This is a genomic window from Salmonella sp. NW884 (assembly GCF_051700745.1).
Taxonomy (GTDB): domain Bacteria; phylum Pseudomonadota; class Gammaproteobacteria; order Enterobacterales; family Enterobacteriaceae; genus Salmonella; species Salmonella enterica.
Genome location: NZ_JAMMDE010000001.1, coordinates 20,892 through 38,560 on the forward strand (window position 1 = coordinate 20,892; position 17,669 = coordinate 38,560).

Genomic DNA, 17,669 nt, shown 5'->3' on the forward strand with positions numbered 1-17,669 from the left:
CTACCTGTTTACTCATGTTGGTCACGTTTTACAGCAATGGACTAAAGAAGTAAAACAATCGCTCGGTAATACGCTGCCATAACGGACGTTTTACCCACAAACGCGCATCTAAGAGACGGGAGCGCGAAATATAATCGTCCTGTACCGCAGCCAGATCGGCGCCGAAACCCGTATCATCAATGACCAGCGTAATCTCGAAATTAAGCCACAGGCTACGCATGTCGAGATTCACGGTACCGACCAGGCTCAGTTCGCCATCGACCAGCACGCTTTTAGTATGCAACAGCCCGCCTTCGAACTGATAGATTTTCACGCCCGCCGCCAGTAACTCGCTGAAAAAGGCGCGACTGGCCCAGCCGACGAGCAGTGAATCATTTTTACGGGGCAGGATAATACTGACATCCACGCCGCGCTGCGCAGCGGTACAAATGGCGTGCAGCAGATCGTCGCTGGGGACGAAATATGGCGTGGTCATAATTAAATATTCGCGCGCAGCATAGGTGGCGGTTAATAGTGCCTGGTGAATGAGATCTTCCGGAAAACCAGGACCGGAAGCAATGGTATGAATGGTATGCCCGCTGGCCTGCTCAAACGGCATAATATTCACATCCGGCGGGGGAGGCAGAATGCGTTTACCCGTCTCGATTTCCCAATCGCAGGAGTAAACAATCCCCATTGCTGTCGCCACGGGGCCTTCCATCCGCGCCATCAAATCGACCCATTGTCCAACGCCGGCATCCTGTTTGAAAAAACGCGGGTCCACCATATTCATACTACCGGTATAGGCGATGTAATTGTCAATCATCACCATTTTACGGTGCTGGCGAAGATCCATACGGCGTAAAAAGACGCGCATCAGATTCACCTTCAGCGCCTCTACGACTTCAATGCCAGCGTTACGCATCATGGCCGCCCAGGGGCTGCGGAAGAAAGCGACGCTACCCGCGGAGTCCAGCATAAGCCGGCAGTGGATGCCGCGGCGGGCGGCGGCCATTAGCGATTCAGCGACCTGATCCGCCATGCCGCCTGGCTGCCAGATGTAAAACACCATTTCGATATTATGCCGCGCCAGTTGGATATCGCGAATAAGCGCCTGCATGACATCATCGGAGTCGGTAAGCAATTGCAACTGGTTGCCTTTGACGCCCGCAATCCCCTGACGTCGTTCGCACAGCTTAAACAAGGACGATGCGACGCTACTGTTTTCTTGCGCGAAAATGTGTTTGCAGGCTTTGAGGTCATTCAACCATTTGGCGGTAGACGGCCACATGGCGCGGGCACGCTCGGCGCGACGTTTGCCTAAATGCAATTCGCCCACGGACAAATAGGCGATGATCCCGACCAGCGGAAGGATATAGATGATTAACAACCAGGCCATTGCGGAGGGAACTGCGCGCCGTTTCATTAGAATACGTAATGTGACGCCGGCAATGAGAACCCAGTATCCCAAAATGACCAGCCAACTCACCACGGTGTAGAAGGTTGTCATAACTTTAAAAATCCTTTAGAAAGCGTGTTGTTAAGAGTTTACGCGTCAGGATTCACATGGCAAATAAAAACACGGGAAAAGCGCTGGTCTGCATCCGGCGAGGGGGTATAATGGCGCTTCTGTTACAGTGAGAGTCGTAAACATGAAGCGTAGTAGAACGGAAGTGGGGCGCTGGCGAATGCTACGTCAGGCGAGCCGCCGTAAAGCGCGTTGGCTTGAAGGGCAATCACGCCGTAATATGCGTATCCATACCATCAGGAAATGCATCTTTAATCGTCAGCGTAATTCATTACTCTTTGCGATTCACGGTGTGTGAGCCAGAAAGGGCACCGTATGCGGTGCCCAACAGGCCATCCTTTTCAAAAGATCTTCTTATATGGTTTGACCGAAACCTGCGCATAGACGCCCGCTGCGACGTAGGGGTCCGCATCAGCCCAGGATTGCGCCGCTTCTAAAGATTCAAATTCAGCAATCACCGTTGACCCGGTAAATCCGGCTACCCCAGGATCGTTACTGTCCACTGCGGGCATCGGCCCGGCAGTTAATAATCGCCCTTCATCATGCAGAAGTTGCAGGCGCGCCAGATGCGCGGGCCGTACCGAGAGGCGTTTTTCAAGCGAGTTGGCATTGTCCTGAGCGTAAATAACATACAGCACGGGTAGAGCTCCTTAATCGGTAAAAGTTGCTGATTACGTTATTGGAAAGGGCATTTAACTGCAATGTAAAGATACCGACTTTGTTAAACATGCACATTTTGTGTGGTGTTTTTGCGCGATATCATCTTTTAAATGCCGCTATCGGCAATGCCTTATTGAATATGATTGCTATTTGCATTTAAAATTCAGCTCTGGTTTTTCAACTGAAACGATTATGACTTCAATGACCCTTGATTTACCTCGTCGCTTTCCCTGGCCGACATTCCTTTCCGTAGGCATTCATGGTGCTGTAGTGGCAGGTTTGCTCTATACCTCGGTACATCAGGTTATTGAATTGCCTGCGCCAGCGCAGCCTATCACGGTGACAATGGTTTCACCCGCCGACCTGGAGCCGCCCCAGGCGGTTCAGCCGCCGCCGGAGCCGGTGGTTGAACCCGAACCGGAGCCAGAGCCGATCCCTGAACCGCCTAAAGAAGCGCCCGTGGTGATTGAGAAACCCAAACCTAAGCCAAAACCCAAGCCGAAACCGAAACCGGTGAAAAAGGTTGAAGAGCAGCCGAAGCGCGAAGTCAAACCAGCCGCGCCGCGTCCTGCCTCACCGTTTGAAAATAGCGCCCCGGCGCGGCCAACAAGCAGCACCGCATCGGCGACCAGCAAGCCGGCGGTGAGCGTGCCCACTGGACCTCGCGCTCTGAGCCGTAACCAGCCGCAGTATCCGGCGCGAGCACAGGCGTTACGTATTGAAGGCCGCGTAAAGGTGAAGTTTGACGTGACCTCTGCTGGGCGAGTGGAAAATGTACAGATTCTGTCCGCGCAGCCAGCCAATATGTTTGAGCGTGAAGTTAAGAATGCGATGCGCAAATGGCGCTATGAAGCAGGCAAGCCGGGTTCCGGGCTGGTGGTCAATATTATCTTCCGTCTGAACGGCACGGCGCAGATTGAGTAATCTCTGGCGCCGCCAGCCAGGAATATACCATCACCTGCTGGCGGCGTAAGCGGGTATACTTAACCCTGAACCGGGAGCGGGCGAGGCTTACCGTCTGGATCGACGGCAACATAAATAAACAGCGCCTCGGTGGCCTTGTAGCGCTGTCCAATCGGTTCTGACGCGACTTTTTTCACCCAGACTTCAATATTGATGCTAATAGACGTCGTACCGCGTTTAACGCAGCGCGCGTAGCAACATACGACATCGCCAACCGCGACGGGGCGCAGAAATGTCATTCCTTCCACGCGTACGGTTACAACCCGACCGTGCGCGATCTCTTTGGCCAGTATCGCGCCGCCAATATCCATTTGCGACATCAGCCAGCCGCCAAAAATATCGCCGTTCGCATTGGTATCGGCAGGCATGGCCAATGTACGTAAAACCAGCTCGCCCTGAGGAGTATTATCCATTGTTGTCATTGTAAAACCGACTATCAGAAAAAATTACAGCCGCGATGCTACTATGAATTTTGTGTGGAGAATAGTGGGAATAAAGGTACTGACGGGAAAGCGCAGGGCGTAAAGGCGAAGAAAATATCGCCAGGCGTTCGCAGTCTGGCGATGATAAGTCACGGGAGGGTTATGATTTATCTTCCTGTGGCAGATGCCGGTAGATATAGACGCCGCTCAGCAGGGTAAAAATGAGCGTCAGCGCCGTGAGTCCAAAGACCTTAAAGTTGACCCAGATATTTTGCGGCAACCAGAAGGCGATATAAATGTTAGCCAGACCGCACGCAATAAAAAACAGCGCCCACGCCAGGTTCAGCTTTGACCAGACCTGCTGCGGCAACGCCAGTTCTTTACCTAACATACGTTGGATTAACGGTTTTTTCATCACCCACTGGCTTATTAACAGCGCGCCGGCGAACAGCGCATAAATAACCGTCACCTTCCATTTAATAAATTCATCGTTATGGAAGAAGAGCGTCAGACCGCCGAAGACGGCAACCAGAACAAAGGTAATCAGCGCCATCTTCTCTATTTTCCGATAGCGCACCCAGCTATAAATCAGCACGATTGCCGTCGCGACAATCAGTGCGGAGGTCGCCGCATAGATGTCATAAAGTTTATAAAACGCAAAAAAGACAACCAGCGGTAAAAAATCCAGAAACTGCTTCATTCTTCGATTCCATCATCAACGAGCGTCGAATGCGCCGCGTAACGGCGCATTGCGGATTATTGGCGAATCAACATATACAGGCGGAATAAGTAGATAAGCAATACTGCGGAAATCAGATTGCTCAACGTATTCGCCAGTACAGCGCCTACATTTGGGGTCAGTACAGCGAAGCTGGGCGCGAACAGCAATAGCAATGTTTTAGCCAGTAACCAGCCTATCACCGCGGGCGCGACCAGTCTCATGTTAGCCCAGGCTAAACGCATACTGCTGCGCATTGCGGCAAACACGCCCATTTTCTCTTCAACCAACATCACTGGCGCAAGCGCCAGCACAATGGCCATAATAATCCCCGGAACGACAATCAGCATTATACCGATTTGCACTAACAGGGTAGTCAGAAAAATGAGAATAAACAGTTTAGGCAATGCAGGGGCGCTGGCGCCGATAGCGCGCAGCGCGCTAACCCGATGTCCCGCTGAAACTAACTGAATCATCAGGATGATACCGCCGGCCAGAATAGCGTTGCCGATAAGCCCGGAAAACGTCGAGGCGGCAGAGGCGCGCAACAGGATCTGCTGCTGCTCCGGCGTCATATTTTGTACCAGCTCAAACAGGCCAGCGCTGCCTGCCAGATGTTCTCCTTCACTGAGTTGCGCGATTTGCGCATCGCTGGGTGAAAAGGCATGACCTAAGACCACCGTGATAAATGCGCACAGCAACGAAACCAGCAAGATAGTAATAAATTGATTTCGGAAAAAATTTCCGGCGTCACGGTAAACGGACTTCGCCGTGATAGACATGCACTCTCCTTGAGTTTTGCAGGTGTTAATTTGCGGGCAATTGTACCCTGGATAACTCTACAGTGGCAGCATCAGCAGTTGTATGGAAAAGCATATCTTTGTAAAGCGGCGGTAATCCGTATCGCGCGCGGGCGCGATTGCACGCCTCATTCACTTCGCCTCCTTCGCCCGATATCGAAAATTCGCGACAGGTTGAAGGGCGGTTTTCATAAATAGCGCAACTGACGTTTTCACCCGGCGTGCCAATTAGCGCTTTACAGTGCGGCTGTTTTTGGTTGGTACCGGCCATACAACGTAAAAAAGGGGTAACGGGCTCGGTTAATGACGCCGGAACGCGTCCGCTGGCGTCGTCGCCTTCAGCCCAATAAAAGGAGACACGAAAATAGGCACAACAGGCACCGCATGTCATGCATGGGTTAAGAACGCTCATGATTCACCTGCAAAAACTCACGTATCAATAGATTACAACGGAAATTAATCTGTCCCGCAGTGTTCGCGAATCTTAACGCCACGCGCCATTGCGGGACATTGATTACCTTAGCCAGCCTTTATCGCCAGGGCAACAGGAGCAGACAAATATTTGCATAGCGTGAATATGTCAAAATTGATCTGAATTCCTATAACCAGGATTTTCAATACAAGTTCTAAATTAATCTGGATCAATAAATGTTAAATTATAAGAACAAATGTGATCTGTGTTAGATCACTTATTACTTCATTGTGGGTATATTCATCACGCTTTTATAACCATAACGATGGAGCGGGTATGAAAAAATTTACAGTGGCGGCACTGGCGTTAACAACTCTTCTCTCAGGCAGCGCGTTCGCGCACGAAGCCGGAGAATTCTTTATGCGTGCAGGTCCGGCAACCGTCAGACCTACAGAAGGGGCGGGTGGTACGCTGGGGCATTTAAACGGGTTTGATGTGAGTAATAACACGCAACTCGGCCTGACATTCACTTACATGGCGACGGACAATATCGGGGTTGAATTGCTGGCGGCCACGCCGTTCCGCCATAAGGTGGGTACGGGCGCGACGGGTGATATCGCCACGGTCCACCTGTTACCGCCAACGTTAATGGCGCAGTGGTATTTCGGCGATTCCAGCAGCAAAGTGCGTCCTTATGTCGGCGTGGGGGTGAACTACACCACCTTCTTCGATAACGACTTTAACGATAATGGTAAAAATGCCGGGCTGTCCGATCTGAGCTTTAAGGATTCCTGGGGCGCGGCAGGGCAAGTTGGGGTAGATTACCTGATTAACCGCGACTGGTTAATTGGCGCCTCTGTCTGGTACATGGATATTGATACTACCGCCAATTATAAAATGGGCGGCGTTCAGCATCATGACAGCGTGCGTCTGGACCCATGGGTATTTATGTTCTCGGCAGGCTATCGTTTCTAATCGCCTGATGTTGTGACGAAAAAAGACCCCGCTATGCGGGGTCAAAAAAGGACATGACACACGGATTTTACTTGTCGGAACTCACTTGTCTTCTTTCGGTTCGCCGCAGCCTAGTTCTGCGCCAGTGAGAGGATCAACGGTGGGGTCCGATTTCGTTCTTTCTGCCATCGCTTTGAGCAGCGCCAACTGCTCGCGCGGCAATTTCACTGTCGCCAGGCCATCGCCGCCATCAACAGCAGGCATCGGTTCTGCGACATAGTTGAAGTTCTCATCACTATTCCAGCTACCTCGCGGATCGTCGCCTTGCGACATGTTGTAGTACACGTCGGTATACTGTTCTACCGGCGGTAATTTACCCGGCGGGAAGTTGTTACGAATCGAATACAGCGCCTTTTCAAAAGAGAGCTGGTGCGCGACTTCACGGGTCATTAAGAAACTGAGCGTGTCTTTTACGCCAGGATCGTCGGTCAGATTAATCAGGCGTTCATAAATAATCTTCGCTCGCGCCTCGGCCGCGATGTTTGAGCGTAGATCGGCTGTGACTTCGCCGATAGTATCAATATAAGCCGCGGTCCACGGTACGCCGCCGGAGTTCGTCAACGCAGGGCCGCCGCCATACAGCAGAGAGGTGATATGGCTGTCATTACCATTCTGCGTCAGCGAGCGATAAAGTTCCGCTTCGCTTTCGGTGCCTTCCGCCAGCTCGCCTTTAGCGCCTTTATTAAGCATTCCTACCAGTGAGCCGATAATTTCCAGATGACTCAGCTCCTCGGTGGCGATGTCCATTAACATCTCTCTACGACCGGCATCATCATCGCTTAAACCTTGCGTGAAGTAGCGGCAGGCGGCCGCCAGTTCGCCCTGAGGGCCGCCAAACTGTTCCAGCAGCAGGTTCGCTAATCCAGGATTAGGTTCGCTCACTCGCACAGTATATTGAAGTTGTTTTACGTGTCGAAACATATTGCCTCCTGCTTATTATTTATTTTTTGGCTTCAACGCCATCTGCTTCAGATCGCAGCAAAAATTGTTCCGTTGTCTGCGGAATATGTTTGATAAGCCAGTCAGCCATTTGCATTTCTTCTTTCAGAATGGCTTCAATCGTCGGAATTGAGGCAGTGTCGCCAGCTTTTTTTGCCGCCGCCAGCAGGGAGGTATAACAAGCAATTTCGAACTGCTCGAAAACATAACCGCTAATTGAGCCTTTGACAATTTCATCGGAAGGGAACATGCCACCGATAGATTGCCCCATCGCAGCCATTTTGCTCATGGAGTCTTTCAACACCGAACGGGAAATACCATTACGGTCCAACACTTCCTCGAGCATGGTAATTTGATGTTTGGTTTCACTAATATGTTGTTCAATTCTGGCTTTTATATCAGGATAATTTTCAATACGGCTGGCCATAGATTCAAGCATCGATTCTGCCTGTTTTTCCATGGCATGGGCGTCACGAAGCCAGTCATGATAATGTTCAGTATAATTCATTGTACATTCCTCAATGCGTGATAATCTGCTCCGATAATAAAATCGGAATCATGCAAGCTGATAATTAAAAATATTATTTCGATTTGCGTTCAGCACTTTTATTAACATTGCTGACTGCTAAATCGGTAAGTTTTAAATCAGTTTGTTTTTCCTCGTCGAGGGTTTCTTTGAGCAGTTTTAATGCCTTGCTATAGCCGAGCTGCTCGGCCAGGGTGGCTAGCGTGCCGTAGCTGGCGATTTCGTAATGCTCGACTTTTTGCGCCGCGGCGATAAGCGCTGCATCGCGTACTTCGTTTTTCTCCGTACTTTCGATGACTTCATTGGCTTCTTCAATCAGCCCTTCCATAGCGACGCATTTCATTCTTTTCAGTTTAATGCCAGATTCAGATTCGACGATCTGATCAATACGTTCAATCTGACCCTGGGTTTCTTCAAGATGAGATTGAAAGGCCTGGCTTAATTTTTCATTGGACGTGGCTCTGGCTAGTTTAGAAAGAGCCTTGGTTAATTGTTTTTCTGCACTATAGGTATCTGAAAGTAGATGGATAAAAAGGTCTTCAACGGTTTTGATATTCATAAATCTAATTCTCCTGGGCAAAATACTGCGAGCCAGAAGACTCGCAGATTGCTTGATAAAAGCATGTGTTGTATTTACATTACAGTAAATCAGGAATTATCGGATTTACGTCCGCCGTGACTATTCTGACCACCTTTTTTACCGGCTTCAGAAGCTCGTTGCGGATCGTTTTTGAAATTCCCACCGCTATGCTGACCGCCTTTGCGGCCCGCTTCAGATGCTTTTTCACGATTCTCGGCGAAATTTCCTGAACCACCACGATGTTCGGCCATATTATTTCTCCTGTCTCGTTGCTTGCTGAAAAAATCGGTTTTAACCGTGTCGACACCCTATTAAAATTAGTTGGTTAAACCGATTAGTCAAATTGACGGAAATAGTTGTGATTTACCGCGTAAATAACGCACAAAAAATGGTTTAGAGATAATATATTCTATATTTTCTTTTAGAATAAGCGATTTAACAGAAAATGCTTTGCATTGTTATTAATAACAAGAGTCACTATCTGCGGCCCTGGAAACGTTAATGCATTGTTTGTTGACATTTCTTTACATAAAGGCGGGGGAAATTGACGTGAAAACGCTAAATTTTTCGGCGTGATTAGGAGTTTTCTTAGCAAAAATTGACTTCAGACTTTTTGAAAGCTGGACGGGGAATAACACCAAAAAGATTGATGATGTACGCCTGAATCGTGATTCTGGTTTGGTGCCAACCTCTCATTAAGCCGCCAGCGTTATGCTGACGGCTTAACCCGTTATGCGCGGCTGGCGGCTTTCATCGCTGAGACAAAGGACCTGAGCTCCGCCAACATCTGTTCGGGAGACGCGAGGTTTTTCTCGATAATCTTGACAATGGCTGAGCCGGAGATAGCGCCAGCCGCCCCGGCACGCACGGCCGCAGACACCTGTTCCGGCGAGGAGATACCGAAGCCCTGTAACGCAGGCGCGGCATGGTACTCTTTAAGCTTCTCAATGAGATGATGCAACGGCAATGCGCCACGGTTTTCCGCGCCGGTGACGCCCGAACGCGAAAGCAGGTAGGTGTAACCGCGGCCGTAAGATGCGACCTGGCGCAGAAGATCGTCATCCGCATTTGGCGGGCAGATGAAGATCGGCGCGATATTATGCCGTAACGCCGCCTGGCGGAAGGGGGCCGATTCTTCAACCGGGACATCTGCGACCAGCACGGAATCTACGCCAACCTGTTCACAACGGGCATAGAACGCATCTATGCCGTTATTGAACACCAGATTCGCGTACATTAGCAGGCCAATCGGAATGGTTGGGTGTTTTTCACGAATCAGCGCCAGCATTTCAAAACACTGAGCCGGCGTGACGCCAGCGGCGAAGGCGCGTAAGTTCGCATTCTGGATGGTAGGGCCATCGGCCAGCGGATCGGAGAAGGGAACCCCCAGCTCCAGAGCGTCGGCGCCAGCGTCAATCAGTGTGTCGATAATTTTCAGTGACTGTTCAATGCCAGGGTCGCCCAGGGTCACGAAGGGGACAAAAGCGCCTTCCCGGCGATCGTTGAGCTGTGCAAATAAATTTTCGTAGCGTTCCATCAGATTTCCCCTCGCGCTTTCAGGATATCGTGTACGGTAAAGATGTCTTTATCTCCGCGGCCAGAGAGATTGACCACCAGCAGTTGCTCTTTTTCCGGCTGCTCGCGCATCATTTTCAGAGCGTGCGCCAACGCGTGGGAGGATTCCAGCGCCGGGATAATTCCCTCATGGCGGCACAACGTTTTGAAGGCTTCCAGCGCCTCATCATCGGTAATGGAGACATAATCCGCGCGTCCGATGCTGTTCAGGTACGCATGTTGCGGCCCAACGGATGGGAAATCGAGCCCGGCGGAAATGGAATAGGACTCTTCAATTTGCCCGTCCGCTGTTTGCATCATCGGCGCTTTCATCCCGAAATAGATGCCAACGCGACCATGTTTAAGCGGCGCGCCATGCTCGCCGGTTTCAATACCATGACCGCCAGGTTCAACGCCTATTAGCCCGACGCTGGTATCATTAATAAAATCCGCAAACATCCCGATAGCGTTTGAGCCGCCACCGACGCAAGCGATAACGGCATCTGGCAGACGGCCCTCTTTGTCAAGGATTTGCGCTTTCGTCTCTTCGCCAATCATGCGTTGGAACTCGCGAACGATGGTGGGATAGGGATGCGGTCCTGCCGCCGTGCCGAGCATATAGTGCGCGGTTTCGTAACTACCGGACCAGTCGCGCAGCGCCTCGTTACAGGCATCTTTTAGCGTAGCGGAGCCGCTATGAACCGGGATGACCTCAGCGCCCATCAGACGCATACGGAAAACGTTCGGCGACTGGCGCTCAACGTCTTTGGCACCCATATAGATACGGCATTTCAGACCCAGCAGGGCGCTGGCGAGCGCAGAGGCGACGCCGTGCTGACCGGCGCCGGTTTCAGCGATAATCTCGCTTTTCCCCATCCGTTTGGCCAGCAGCGCCTGCCCCAGTACCTGATTAGTTTTGTGCGCGCCGCCGTGCAGTAAATCTTCGCGCTTTAAATACAACGTGGTACGCGTACCGGCGGTAATGTTCTGGCATTTCGTCAGCGCGGTGGGGCGTCCCGCGTAGTTTTTTAGCAGATCGGCGAATTGCGCCTGAAATTCAGGATCTTTTTGCGCGCTGACGAAGGCCTCTTCAAGCTGGTTCAGCGCAGGCATCAGGATCTGCGGCACATACATGCCGCCGAATTCACCAAAGTAGGGGTTGAGAAGTGTTGTCATGTTTTTTCCTTAATATGCGCGCAGTGTCTGAAAAACCGAGGCCAGAAGACGAGCATCTTTGATGCCCGGCTGTGACTCCACACCTGAATTAAAATCGAGACCGGCACAGCCGACTTGCGCCGCCTGGACGCAGTTATCGGCCGCCAGCCCGCCCGCCAGTAACACATTATCCAGCGGTTGCCTCTGTAGCAGTGACCAGTCGAAGCGCTGCCCGCTGCCGCCTTGCCCATTGTCGAAAATGTATTTATCGACATGGTGATAATCGCGTGCGGGAAGGGCATCGCTAACGCTCAGCGCCTTCCAGATTTGCACCTGTTTGGGCAACGCCTCGCGCAGCGCGTTGACATACGCCTGGTCTTCGCTGCCATGTAGCTGTACGGCAGAAAGCGGCAGGACGGCAGCTTTCTGGCAAACATCGGCGATATCAGCGTCCTGGAAAACGCCGACGTACTGCAATGGCGCGGCGCTTATCACTTCTCGCGCCTGCTCAACGCTAACCGCGCGCGGAGATGAGGGCACAAAAATCAACCCGCCATATATTGCACCAGCGTCACAGGCAGCTTTAGCGTCCTGGGCGCGGGTCAGGCCGCAGACTTTATTCTCGCCAAGCAGCACGCGACGGACGGCGGCGTTAAGATCGTCATGCGCCATTAACGCCGAGCCAATTAAAAAACCGTTGGCGAAGTGGCTCAGTTCGCGTACCTGACCATAGGTGTTAATCCCGGACTCGCTGATGACAGTCACGCCGTGGCCCAGTTTTGGCGCCAGCTGGCGGGTGCGATTCAAATCAATCGACAGATCGCGCAGATCGCGATTGTTGATACCTACCACTTTTGCGCCTAACGCTATCGCGCGCTCCCGTTCTTCATCATTACTGACCTCCGTGAGCACGCCCATTTTCAGACTGTGCGCGACGGCGGAGAGTTGGCGATACTGTTCGTCATCCAGAACCGAGAGCATCAGTAAACAGGCATCGGCCTGATAGTAACGGGCAAGGTAGATCTGATAGGGATCGATAATAAAATCCTTACACAGAATCGGCTGCGGCGCGCTTTGGCTAACGACCGGCAGAAAATCGAAGCTCCCCTGAAAATATTTTTCGTCGGTGAGCACCGAGATCGCCGAGGCGTAATGTTGATAAATACTGGCAATACGCGTCGGATCGAAATCATCGCGAATCACGCCTTTTGATGGCGATGCTTTCTTACACTCCAGAATAAAGGCGGTACGCGCGCCCTGGAGCGCATCATAAAAATGGCGTGTACTTGGCTGGATCTCATTTTGAAAACTGGCCAGCGGCTGTTGCTGTTTGCGGGCTTCTACCCAAATCGCCTTGTCTGCGACGATTTTCGCTAAAACGGTTTGCATTATTTACCCTCTTGCCGCCAGTGCGGTGACTCTGTCATATGCGGTGCCGTTGCGCAGAACATCAAGCACGGTTTGCGCGTTGGCCTTGAGATCTTCCTGACCATGCAGACGCATCAGCATCGCCACGTTGGCGGCGACGGCGGCCTCATGCGCGGCATCGCCTTTACCTTGTAATAACCGCGTCAGAATGTCACGGTTTTCTTCCGGCGTGCCGCCAGCCAACTGATCCTGATGGTAAGGCGTCAGGCCAAAATCCTCCGCCGTCAGTTGATAGCTTTTAATTTCGCCGTCATGCAGCTCCGCGACAATCGTCGGCGCATGGAGCGAAACCTCATCCATGCCGCCGCTATGTACCACCGCCGCGCGCTGATAGCCCAGTACCCGTAAGGTTTCCGCAATCGGCAGCACCAGTTCCGGGCTATAGACGCCAATCAACGCCAGCGGCGGATGCGCCGGGTTGATCAGCGGGCCGAGTACGTTGAACAGGGTTCGCGTTTTTAACTGTTGGCGAACCGGCATCGCGTGACGGAATCCGGTGTGATATTTCGGCGCAAACAGGAAACAGACGCCCAGTTCATCTAACGCCTGACGTGATTTATCGGCGTTCATATCCAGATTAATACCGAACGCCGCCAGCAGATCGGATGACCCCGATTTGCTGGACACGCTACGGTTGCCGTGTTTCGCCACTTTCAGTCCACAGGCCGCCGCGACAAAGGCGCTGGCGGTAGAGATATTGATACTGTTGCTGCCATCGCCGCCGGTACCAACGATATCCGCAAACAGATACTCCGGGCGCGGGAACGGGGCGGCATTTTCCAGCAACGCAGTGGCGGCGCCGGCAATTTCATTGGGATGCTCGCCGCGAATTTTCATGCTCACCAGCGCGGCGGCGAGCTGTTCAGGCTTAAGTTCGCCGCGGACGACCGCCGAAAACAACTGATGGCTCTCTTGTTGCGTCAGTGTTTGCGCCTGATAGAGTTTCTCCAGAATCGGCTGTAGGGTGTTGGTCGGTTCCAGCTTTTGCTGCGCCCAGGCTAATGTTTGCTCCAGTAGACGCGCGCCCTGTGTCGTCAGGATGGACTCAGGATGAAATTGAAAACCGCAAACGCGATCCGCATCATGACGTACCGCCATCACCATGCCGTTGAAATGGGCGTTAATGGTCAGCCCGGCAGGAACATTACTGCCGACCAGCGAATGATAACGCGCGACCGGTAGCGGATTCGCCAGCCCGGCGAACATCGCCTGACCGTCATGCTCAATGCTGGAGGCTTTGCCATGCAGGATTTCTCCCGCCTGACCGACATAACCGCCGTAAGCTTCGACAATCGCCTGATGCCCCAGACAAATGCCGATGATCGGTAACTTGCCGCGTAGCCGGGTCAGCAGCTCCGGCATACAGCCTGCCTCGCTGGGAACGCCCGGACCGGGGGAGAGCATTAGCACCGGATTTTTCATTGTCGCCAGGCGATCGATAAGCGTCTGCGCCGGAATATGGTTACGGTAAATCACCACGTTATGACCGTTGGTCCGTAGCTGATCTGCCAGGTTCCAGGTAAACGAGTCGATGTTATCGAGCAGCAGAATATCAGCCATCAGAAGGTCTCCTGTGCATGATGCGCGGTGGCGATAGCACGCAATACGGCGCGCGCTTTATTACGGGTTTCATCGGCTTCAGACTGCGGAACCGAGTCCAGCACAATTCCGGCGCCCGCCTGTACGGTGGCGATACCGTTCTCCACCAGCGCGGAGCGGATAACAATACAGGTGTCCAGATCGCCGTGGGCGGTGAAGTAACCGACCGCGCCGCCATAGCTGCCGCGGCGCTGTCCTTCCGCATCGGCAATCAACTGCATGGCGCGTACTTTCGGCGCGCCGCTCAGGGTGCCCATGTTCATGCAGGCGCGATAGGCGTGCAGCGCGTCGAGATCGTGACGCAGTTCGCCCACTACCCGGGAAACCAGATGCATCACGTACGAATAGCGGTCAACTTTGGTCAGATCGGCAACGTAGCGACTGCCCGGCGTACAGATGCGCGCCAGGTCATTGCGCGCCAGATCGACCAGCATCAGATGTTCGGAAAGCTCTTTATGGTCGGTACGCATGTCCAGCTCAATACGGCTGTCGAGATCTCTGTCCAGCGTACCATCGGCGCGGCGACCGCGTGGACGGGTACCCGCGATGGGGTAAATCTCAATCTGACGGCTGGCGGCGTCATATTTCAGCGAGCTTTCCGGCGACGCGCCGAAAAGCGTGAAATCATTATCCTGCATAAAGAACATATACGGGCTGGGGTTGCTCTTTTTCAGCACGTAGTAGGCAGCCAACGGCGACGGGCAGGGCAGTGAAAAGCGGCGCGACGGCACCACCTGAAATATCTCCCCCGCGCGGATGGCTTTTTGCAACTGGCGTACCACCGCGCCGAACGCGTCATCGCTCTGATTACATTCGCAGCGCATGTCCGGCACCGGCGTCACCGGCAACGGCGGAGCAGGCTGGGTTAACTGTTGGCTAAGGTACGCCAGGCGGGCGTTCAGGCGCTGTTTTTCCCGGTCGCTGGCGGTGAACAGACTGGCCTGAATACGGGTGCTTTTTTTCTGATGATCTATCACCATCAGCGTTTCCGCTAAATAAAAGCAGTAGTCCGGGCAGTTATTGCCAGCCTCAAGGTGTGGCAGCGCTTCAAAGCCAGCGACCAGGTCGTAGGCAAACAGACCGCCGAAAAACATAGCCTCCCGCTCGTGCGTCGGTATGTTCACCACCCCCTGTAACAGGCGGAACGCATCAAATACCGATAGAGAGCATAAACGGGCGTCTTCATCTAATAATGGGCTGACGGGCGGGAAGCGTAGAACGCGACCGGCAGGCAGGGCTTCGTTCTCCACGCCAGCGGGCAGGGCGGTATCCAGTAGCGGCAATAACGAGGCGCCATTATCAGATAACGCCTGAATAGTGACAGTGTCACCTAAAGCGGTAATGCGCAGCGCGCTATCCACCAGCAGCAGGCTTTTTAAATCGTCTTTACTGTCGATATCCGCGGATTCCAGCAGCAGCGTTGCCGGGCGATCACCGCAGACCTGATGAAAAAGCGCCGTTGGGTTTTCCCGGTAGGCGGCATCGCAGGTCAATAGTTCGAGCGTGGGTTTTGGTGTTTGCATGGTTATTCTCATTATTTTGTTCAAAAAAAAGCCCGCTTAACAGGCGGGCCGGGTCTCGTTTGGCTGATTACAGCTGTTCATACACCGCCCGCTATCAGGAAGTGCGCCACCAACCGTGTAATGCAAATGTCGCTGCCATTTTAGATACCCTCTTCATGTGAACTTTCGTACTAGTTAACTAGTTCGATGGAATAATGTCAACACCTATTTCAGTATATTTGCCGGAACCGTTATGATGTACATGACATACCTTTATCTCTATGGGAGCCGCCTTGAGCGACACGAATTACGCAGTGATTTACGATCTGCACAGTCATACCACGGCGTCCGATGGACTGTTGACGCCAGAAACATTAGTACACCGTGCGGTAGAGATGCGAGTCGGCACGCTGGCGATTACCGATCATGACACCACAGCCGCGATTCCTGCGGCAAGAGAAGAAATTTCACGTTGCGGGCTGGCCCTGAATCTTATTCCCGGCGTGGAGATTTCAACGGTCTGGGAGAATCATGAGATTCACATTGTGGGTCTGAATATTGATATTGCGCACCCGGCAATGCGCGATTTTCTGGCGCAGCAGACAGAGCGGCGTCAGGCGCGCGGTCGGCTCATTGCGGAGCGTCTGGAAAAAGCCCATATTCCCGGCGCGTGGGAAGGGGCATTGAGACTGGCCAATGGCGGCGCGGTGACGCGCGGCCACTTCGCCCGCTTTCTGGTGGAGTGCGGCAAAGCCACGACCATGGCGGATGTTTTTAAAAAATATCTCGCGCGTGGGAAAACCGGTTACGTTCCGCCGCAGTGGTGTACAATAGAACAAGCTATTGATGTCATTCATCATTCTGGCGGTAAGGCGGTGTTGGCCCATCCGGGACGCTACGACCTTAGCGCTAAGTGGCTGAAAAGATTAGTGGCATATTTTGCCGACCATCACGGCGACGCGATGGAAGTGGCGCAGTGCCAACAATCGCCCAATGAACGCACCCAACTGGCGACGCTTGCGCGCCAGCATCATTTATGGGCATCGCTTGGATCTGATTTCCATCAGCCCTGCCCGTGGATTGAATTGGGGCGTAAACTCTGGCTGCCCGCTGGCGTTGAAGGCGTATGGCAGACATGGGAACAGCCGCAAATATCACAGTGAGGGAAGTATGAGCCAGTTTTTTTATATCCATCCGGATAACCCACAGCAACGGCTGATTAATCAGGCCGTCGACATTGTGCGTAAAGGCGGTGTTATTGTTTATCCAACCGATTCCGGCTATGCCCTTGGTTGTAAAATTGAAGACAAAGGCGCAATGGAGCGCATTTGCCGCATCCGTCATCTGCCGGACGGCCACAACTTCACGCTGATGTGCCGCGATTTGTCCGAGTTGTCGACTTACTCCTACGTCGACAACGTGGCGTTTCGTCTGATGAAAAACAATACGCCGGGTAACTACACCTTTATCCTGAAGGGGACAAAAGAGGTGCCGCGCCGTCTGTTGCAGGAAAAGCGTAAAACTATCGGCCTGCGCGTACCGTCAAACCCGATTGCGCTGGCGTTGTTGGATACGCTGGGCGAACCAATGCTCTCGACGTCGTTGATGCTGCCTGGCAGCGATTTTACCGAGTCGGACCCGGAGGAGATTAAAGATCGGCTGGAGAAGCAGGTGGATCTGATCATCCACGGCGGTTACCTCGGTCAACAGCCTACCACGGTAATCGATTTGACCAATGACTCCCCGGTGGTGCTGCGCGAAGGCGTCGGCGACGTTACACCTTTCTTATAAGGGCGTAAGCCTGTATACTACGCGGCCTTAAAATGGCGCGGCAACGCGCCGTTCATTCTCCTGTTCGACGCCTGTGAAGGCGACACCTGAAGGAAGCTC

21 protein-coding genes and 1 other annotated feature are annotated in these 17,669 nt (G+C 52.8%); of the genes, 5 read left to right on the forward strand and 16 right to left on the reverse strand.

Annotated features, from left to right (window positions below; all coding sequences use genetic code 11):
• Positions 1 to 28: 28 nt before the first annotated feature.
• Complete coding sequence (cls, locus tag NA197_RS00115) at positions 29 to 1,489, reverse strand: cardiolipin synthase (RefSeq protein WP_000206886.1); 1,461 nt, start codon at positions 1,487 to 1,489, stop codon at positions 29 to 31.
• A gap of 142 nt (positions 1,490 to 1,631) precedes the next feature.
• Here cls and NA197_RS00120 point away from each other — a divergent pair, with 142 nt between their 5' ends.
• Complete coding sequence (locus NA197_RS00120; protein WP_001531561.1) at positions 1,632 to 1,805, forward strand: YciY family protein; 174 nt, start codon at positions 1,632 to 1,634, stop codon at positions 1,803 to 1,805.
• Between the two features lie 43 nt (positions 1,806 to 1,848).
• On the opposite strand, the gene NA197_RS00125 is transcribed toward NA197_RS00120, so the two are convergent.
• A complete protein-coding gene (locus NA197_RS00125) occupies positions 1,849 to 2,145 on the reverse strand; it encodes a YciI family protein (protein WP_000967605.1) in 297 nt (98 codons plus the stop codon).
• A 223-nt stretch (positions 2,146 to 2,368) separates the two neighbouring features.
• Between NA197_RS00125 and tonB the strand changes: the two genes are divergently transcribed.
• Positions 2,369 to 3,091 (forward strand): TonB system transport protein TonB, encoded by a 723-nt coding sequence (gene tonB / locus NA197_RS00130; protein ID WP_058110741.1) that lies wholly within the window; start codon positions 2,369 to 2,371, stop codon positions 3,089 to 3,091.
• 59 nt (positions 3,092 to 3,150) lie between these two features.
• Here the strand turns inward: tonB and yciA are convergent, their stop codons facing one another.
• The 4 genes from yciA to NA197_RS00150 form a co-directional block, all read right to left on the reverse strand.
• Positions 3,151 to 3,552 (reverse strand): acyl-CoA thioester hydrolase YciA, encoded by a 402-nt coding sequence (gene yciA, locus NA197_RS00135; protein WP_000210317.1) that lies wholly within the window; start codon positions 3,550 to 3,552, stop codon positions 3,151 to 3,153.
• A 160-nt stretch (positions 3,553 to 3,712) separates the two neighbouring features.
• A complete protein-coding gene (locus tag NA197_RS00140) occupies positions 3,713 to 4,252 on the reverse strand; it encodes a septation protein A (protein ID WP_000808682.1) in 540 nt (179 codons plus the stop codon).
• A 56-nt stretch (positions 4,253 to 4,308) separates the two neighbouring features.
• Positions 4,309 to 5,052, reverse strand: a complete 744-nt coding sequence (locus tag NA197_RS00145) for a YciC family protein (protein WP_000028507.1) — start codon at positions 5,050 to 5,052, stop codon at positions 4,309 to 4,311.
• 25 nt (positions 5,053 to 5,077) lie between these two features.
• Complete coding sequence (locus NA197_RS00150) at positions 5,078 to 5,482, reverse strand: YkgJ family cysteine cluster protein (RefSeq protein ID WP_000114955.1); 405 nt, start codon at positions 5,480 to 5,482, stop codon at positions 5,078 to 5,080.
• A 336-nt stretch (positions 5,483 to 5,818) separates the two neighbouring features.
• Here NA197_RS00150 and ompW point away from each other — a divergent pair, with 336 nt between their 5' ends.
• Positions 5,819 to 6,457 carry an outer membrane protein OmpW gene (gene ompW / locus NA197_RS00155; RefSeq protein ID WP_000714799.1) on the forward strand — a complete coding sequence of 213 codons (639 nt, stop codon included), beginning with the start codon at positions 5,819 to 5,821 and terminating at the stop codon, positions 6,455 to 6,457.
• Positions 6,458 to 6,538: 81 nt separating this feature from the next.
• Here the strand turns inward: ompW and NA197_RS00160 are convergent, their stop codons facing one another.
• The 10 genes from NA197_RS00160 to trpL form a co-directional block, all read right to left on the reverse strand.
• Positions 6,539 to 7,417 carry a manganese catalase family protein gene (locus NA197_RS00160; RefSeq protein ID WP_000488353.1) on the reverse strand — a complete coding sequence of 293 codons (879 nt, stop codon included), beginning with the start codon at positions 7,415 to 7,417 and terminating at the stop codon, positions 6,539 to 6,541.
• 19 nt (positions 7,418 to 7,436) lie between these two features.
• Positions 7,437 to 7,943 carry a ferritin-like domain-containing protein gene (locus tag NA197_RS00165; RefSeq protein WP_001109977.1) on the reverse strand — a complete coding sequence of 169 codons (507 nt, stop codon included), beginning with the start codon at positions 7,941 to 7,943 and terminating at the stop codon, positions 7,437 to 7,439.
• A gap of 73 nt (positions 7,944 to 8,016) precedes the next feature.
• The gene (locus tag NA197_RS00170; protein WP_001022826.1) at positions 8,017 to 8,520 is read right to left on the reverse strand and encodes a YciE/YciF ferroxidase family protein; all 504 of its coding nucleotides are present in this window, start codon (positions 8,518 to 8,520) and stop codon (positions 8,017 to 8,019) included.
• A gap of 89 nt (positions 8,521 to 8,609) precedes the next feature.
• Positions 8,610 to 8,792 (reverse strand): general stress protein, encoded by a 183-nt coding sequence (locus tag NA197_RS00175; protein ID WP_000807657.1) that lies wholly within the window; start codon positions 8,790 to 8,792, stop codon positions 8,610 to 8,612.
• A 479-nt stretch (positions 8,793 to 9,271) separates the two neighbouring features.
• Positions 9,272 to 10,078: a tryptophan synthase subunit alpha gene (gene trpA / locus NA197_RS00180; protein WP_000443029.1), complete on the reverse strand. Its 807-nt coding sequence runs from the start codon at positions 10,076 to 10,078 to the stop codon at positions 9,272 to 9,274.
• Complete coding sequence (trpB, locus tag NA197_RS00185) at positions 10,078 to 11,271, reverse strand: tryptophan synthase subunit beta (protein ID WP_000209485.1); 1,194 nt, start codon at positions 11,269 to 11,271, stop codon at positions 10,078 to 10,080. Before trpB ends, trpA begins: the two co-directional genes overlap by 1 nt.
• Before the next feature lie 9 nt (positions 11,272 to 11,280).
• Entirely contained in the window at positions 11,281 to 12,639 is a 1,359-nt protein-coding gene (trpCF, locus tag NA197_RS00190) for a bifunctional indole-3-glycerol-phosphate synthase TrpC/phosphoribosylanthranilate isomerase TrpF (RefSeq protein ID WP_064042877.1), read from the reverse strand.
• Between the two features lie 3 nt (positions 12,640 to 12,642).
• The gene (gene trpD, locus NA197_RS00195) at positions 12,643 to 14,238 is read right to left on the reverse strand and encodes a bifunctional anthranilate synthase glutamate amidotransferase component TrpG/anthranilate phosphoribosyltransferase TrpD (protein WP_000763492.1); all 1,596 of its coding nucleotides are present in this window, start codon (positions 14,236 to 14,238) and stop codon (positions 12,643 to 12,645) included.
• A complete protein-coding gene (trpE, locus tag NA197_RS00200) occupies positions 14,238 to 15,800 on the reverse strand; it encodes an anthranilate synthase component I (protein WP_064042878.1) in 1,563 nt (520 codons plus the stop codon). Before trpE ends, trpD begins: the two co-directional genes overlap by 1 nt.
• Before the next feature lie 22 nt (positions 15,801 to 15,822).
• Positions 15,823 to 15,918 (reverse strand) — a sequence feature (Trp leader region).
• Positions 15,895 to 15,939, reverse strand: coding sequence for a trp operon leader peptide (trpL, locus tag NA197_RS00205; RefSeq protein ID WP_010989026.1), 45 nt, complete (start codon positions 15,937 to 15,939; stop codon positions 15,895 to 15,897). (Overlaps the previous feature by 24 nt.)
• Positions 15,940 to 16,060: 121 nt before the next feature.
• Here trpL and rnm point away from each other — a divergent pair, with 121 nt between their 5' ends.
• Positions 16,061 to 16,942, forward strand: coding sequence for an RNase RNM (gene rnm / locus NA197_RS00210; RefSeq protein ID WP_064042879.1), 882 nt, complete (start codon positions 16,061 to 16,063; stop codon positions 16,940 to 16,942).
• Between the two features lie 7 nt (positions 16,943 to 16,949).
• Positions 16,950 to 17,570, forward strand: a complete 621-nt coding sequence (locus tag NA197_RS00215; protein WP_000077250.1) for an L-threonylcarbamoyladenylate synthase — start codon at positions 16,950 to 16,952, stop codon at positions 17,568 to 17,570.
• Positions 17,571 to 17,669 lie beyond the last annotated feature (99 nt).

Excerpts from the sequence above, each read along its gene's own strand:
- trpE (WP_064042878.1), bottom strand. The coding sequence starts at position 15,800 with ATGCAAACACCAAAACCCACGCTCGAACTATTGACCTGCGATGCCGCC.
- trpB (WP_000209485.1), bottom strand. The coding sequence starts at position 11,271 with ATGACAACACTTCTCAACCCCTACTTTGGTGAATTCGGCGGCATGTAT.
- trpCF (WP_064042877.1), bottom strand. The coding sequence starts at position 12,639 with ATGCAAACCGTTTTAGCGAAAATCGTCGCAGACAAGGCGATTTGGGTA.
- trpA (WP_000443029.1), bottom strand. The coding sequence starts at position 10,078 with ATGGAACGCTACGAAAATTTATTTGCACAGCTCAACGATCGCCGGGAA.
- NA197_RS00215 (WP_000077250.1), top strand. The coding sequence starts at position 16,950 with ATGAGCCAGTTTTTTTATATCCATCCGGATAACCCACAGCAACGGCTG.
- NA197_RS00175 (WP_000807657.1), bottom strand. The coding sequence starts at position 8,792 with ATGGCCGAACATCGTGGTGGTTCAGGAAATTTCGCCGAGAATCGTGAA.
- tonB (WP_058110741.1), top strand. The coding sequence starts at position 2,369 with ATGACCCTTGATTTACCTCGTCGCTTTCCCTGGCCGACATTCCTTTCC.
- yciA (WP_000210317.1), bottom strand. The coding sequence starts at position 3,552 with ATGACAACAATGGATAATACTCCTCAGGGCGAGCTGGTTTTACGTACA.
- NA197_RS00145 (WP_000028507.1), bottom strand. The coding sequence starts at position 5,052 with ATGTCTATCACGGCGAAGTCCGTTTACCGTGACGCCGGAAATTTTTTC.
- NA197_RS00170 (WP_001022826.1), bottom strand. The coding sequence starts at position 8,520 with ATGAATATCAAAACCGTTGAAGACCTTTTTATCCATCTACTTTCAGAT.
- NA197_RS00165 (WP_001109977.1), bottom strand. The coding sequence starts at position 7,943 with ATGAATTATACTGAACATTATCATGACTGGCTTCGTGACGCCCATGCC.
- rnm (WP_064042879.1), top strand. The coding sequence starts at position 16,061 with ATGGGAGCCGCCTTGAGCGACACGAATTACGCAGTGATTTACGATCTG.
- NA197_RS00150 (WP_000114955.1), bottom strand. The coding sequence starts at position 5,482 with ATGAGCGTTCTTAACCCATGCATGACATGCGGTGCCTGTTGTGCCTAT.
- cls (WP_000206886.1), bottom strand. The coding sequence starts at position 1,489 with ATGACAACCTTCTACACCGTGGTGAGTTGGCTGGTCATTTTGGGATAC.
- ompW (WP_000714799.1), top strand. The coding sequence starts at position 5,819 with ATGAAAAAATTTACAGTGGCGGCACTGGCGTTAACAACTCTTCTCTCA.
- trpD (WP_000763492.1), bottom strand. The coding sequence starts at position 14,238 with ATGGCTGATATTCTGCTGCTCGATAACATCGACTCGTTTACCTGGAAC.
- NA197_RS00140 (WP_000808682.1), bottom strand. The coding sequence starts at position 4,252 with ATGAAGCAGTTTCTGGATTTTTTACCGCTGGTTGTCTTTTTTGCGTTT.
- NA197_RS00160 (WP_000488353.1), bottom strand. The coding sequence starts at position 7,417 with ATGTTTCGACACGTAAAACAACTTCAATATACTGTGCGAGTGAGCGAA.
- NA197_RS00120 (WP_001531561.1), top strand. The coding sequence starts at position 1,632 with ATGAAGCGTAGTAGAACGGAAGTGGGGCGCTGGCGAATGCTACGTCAG.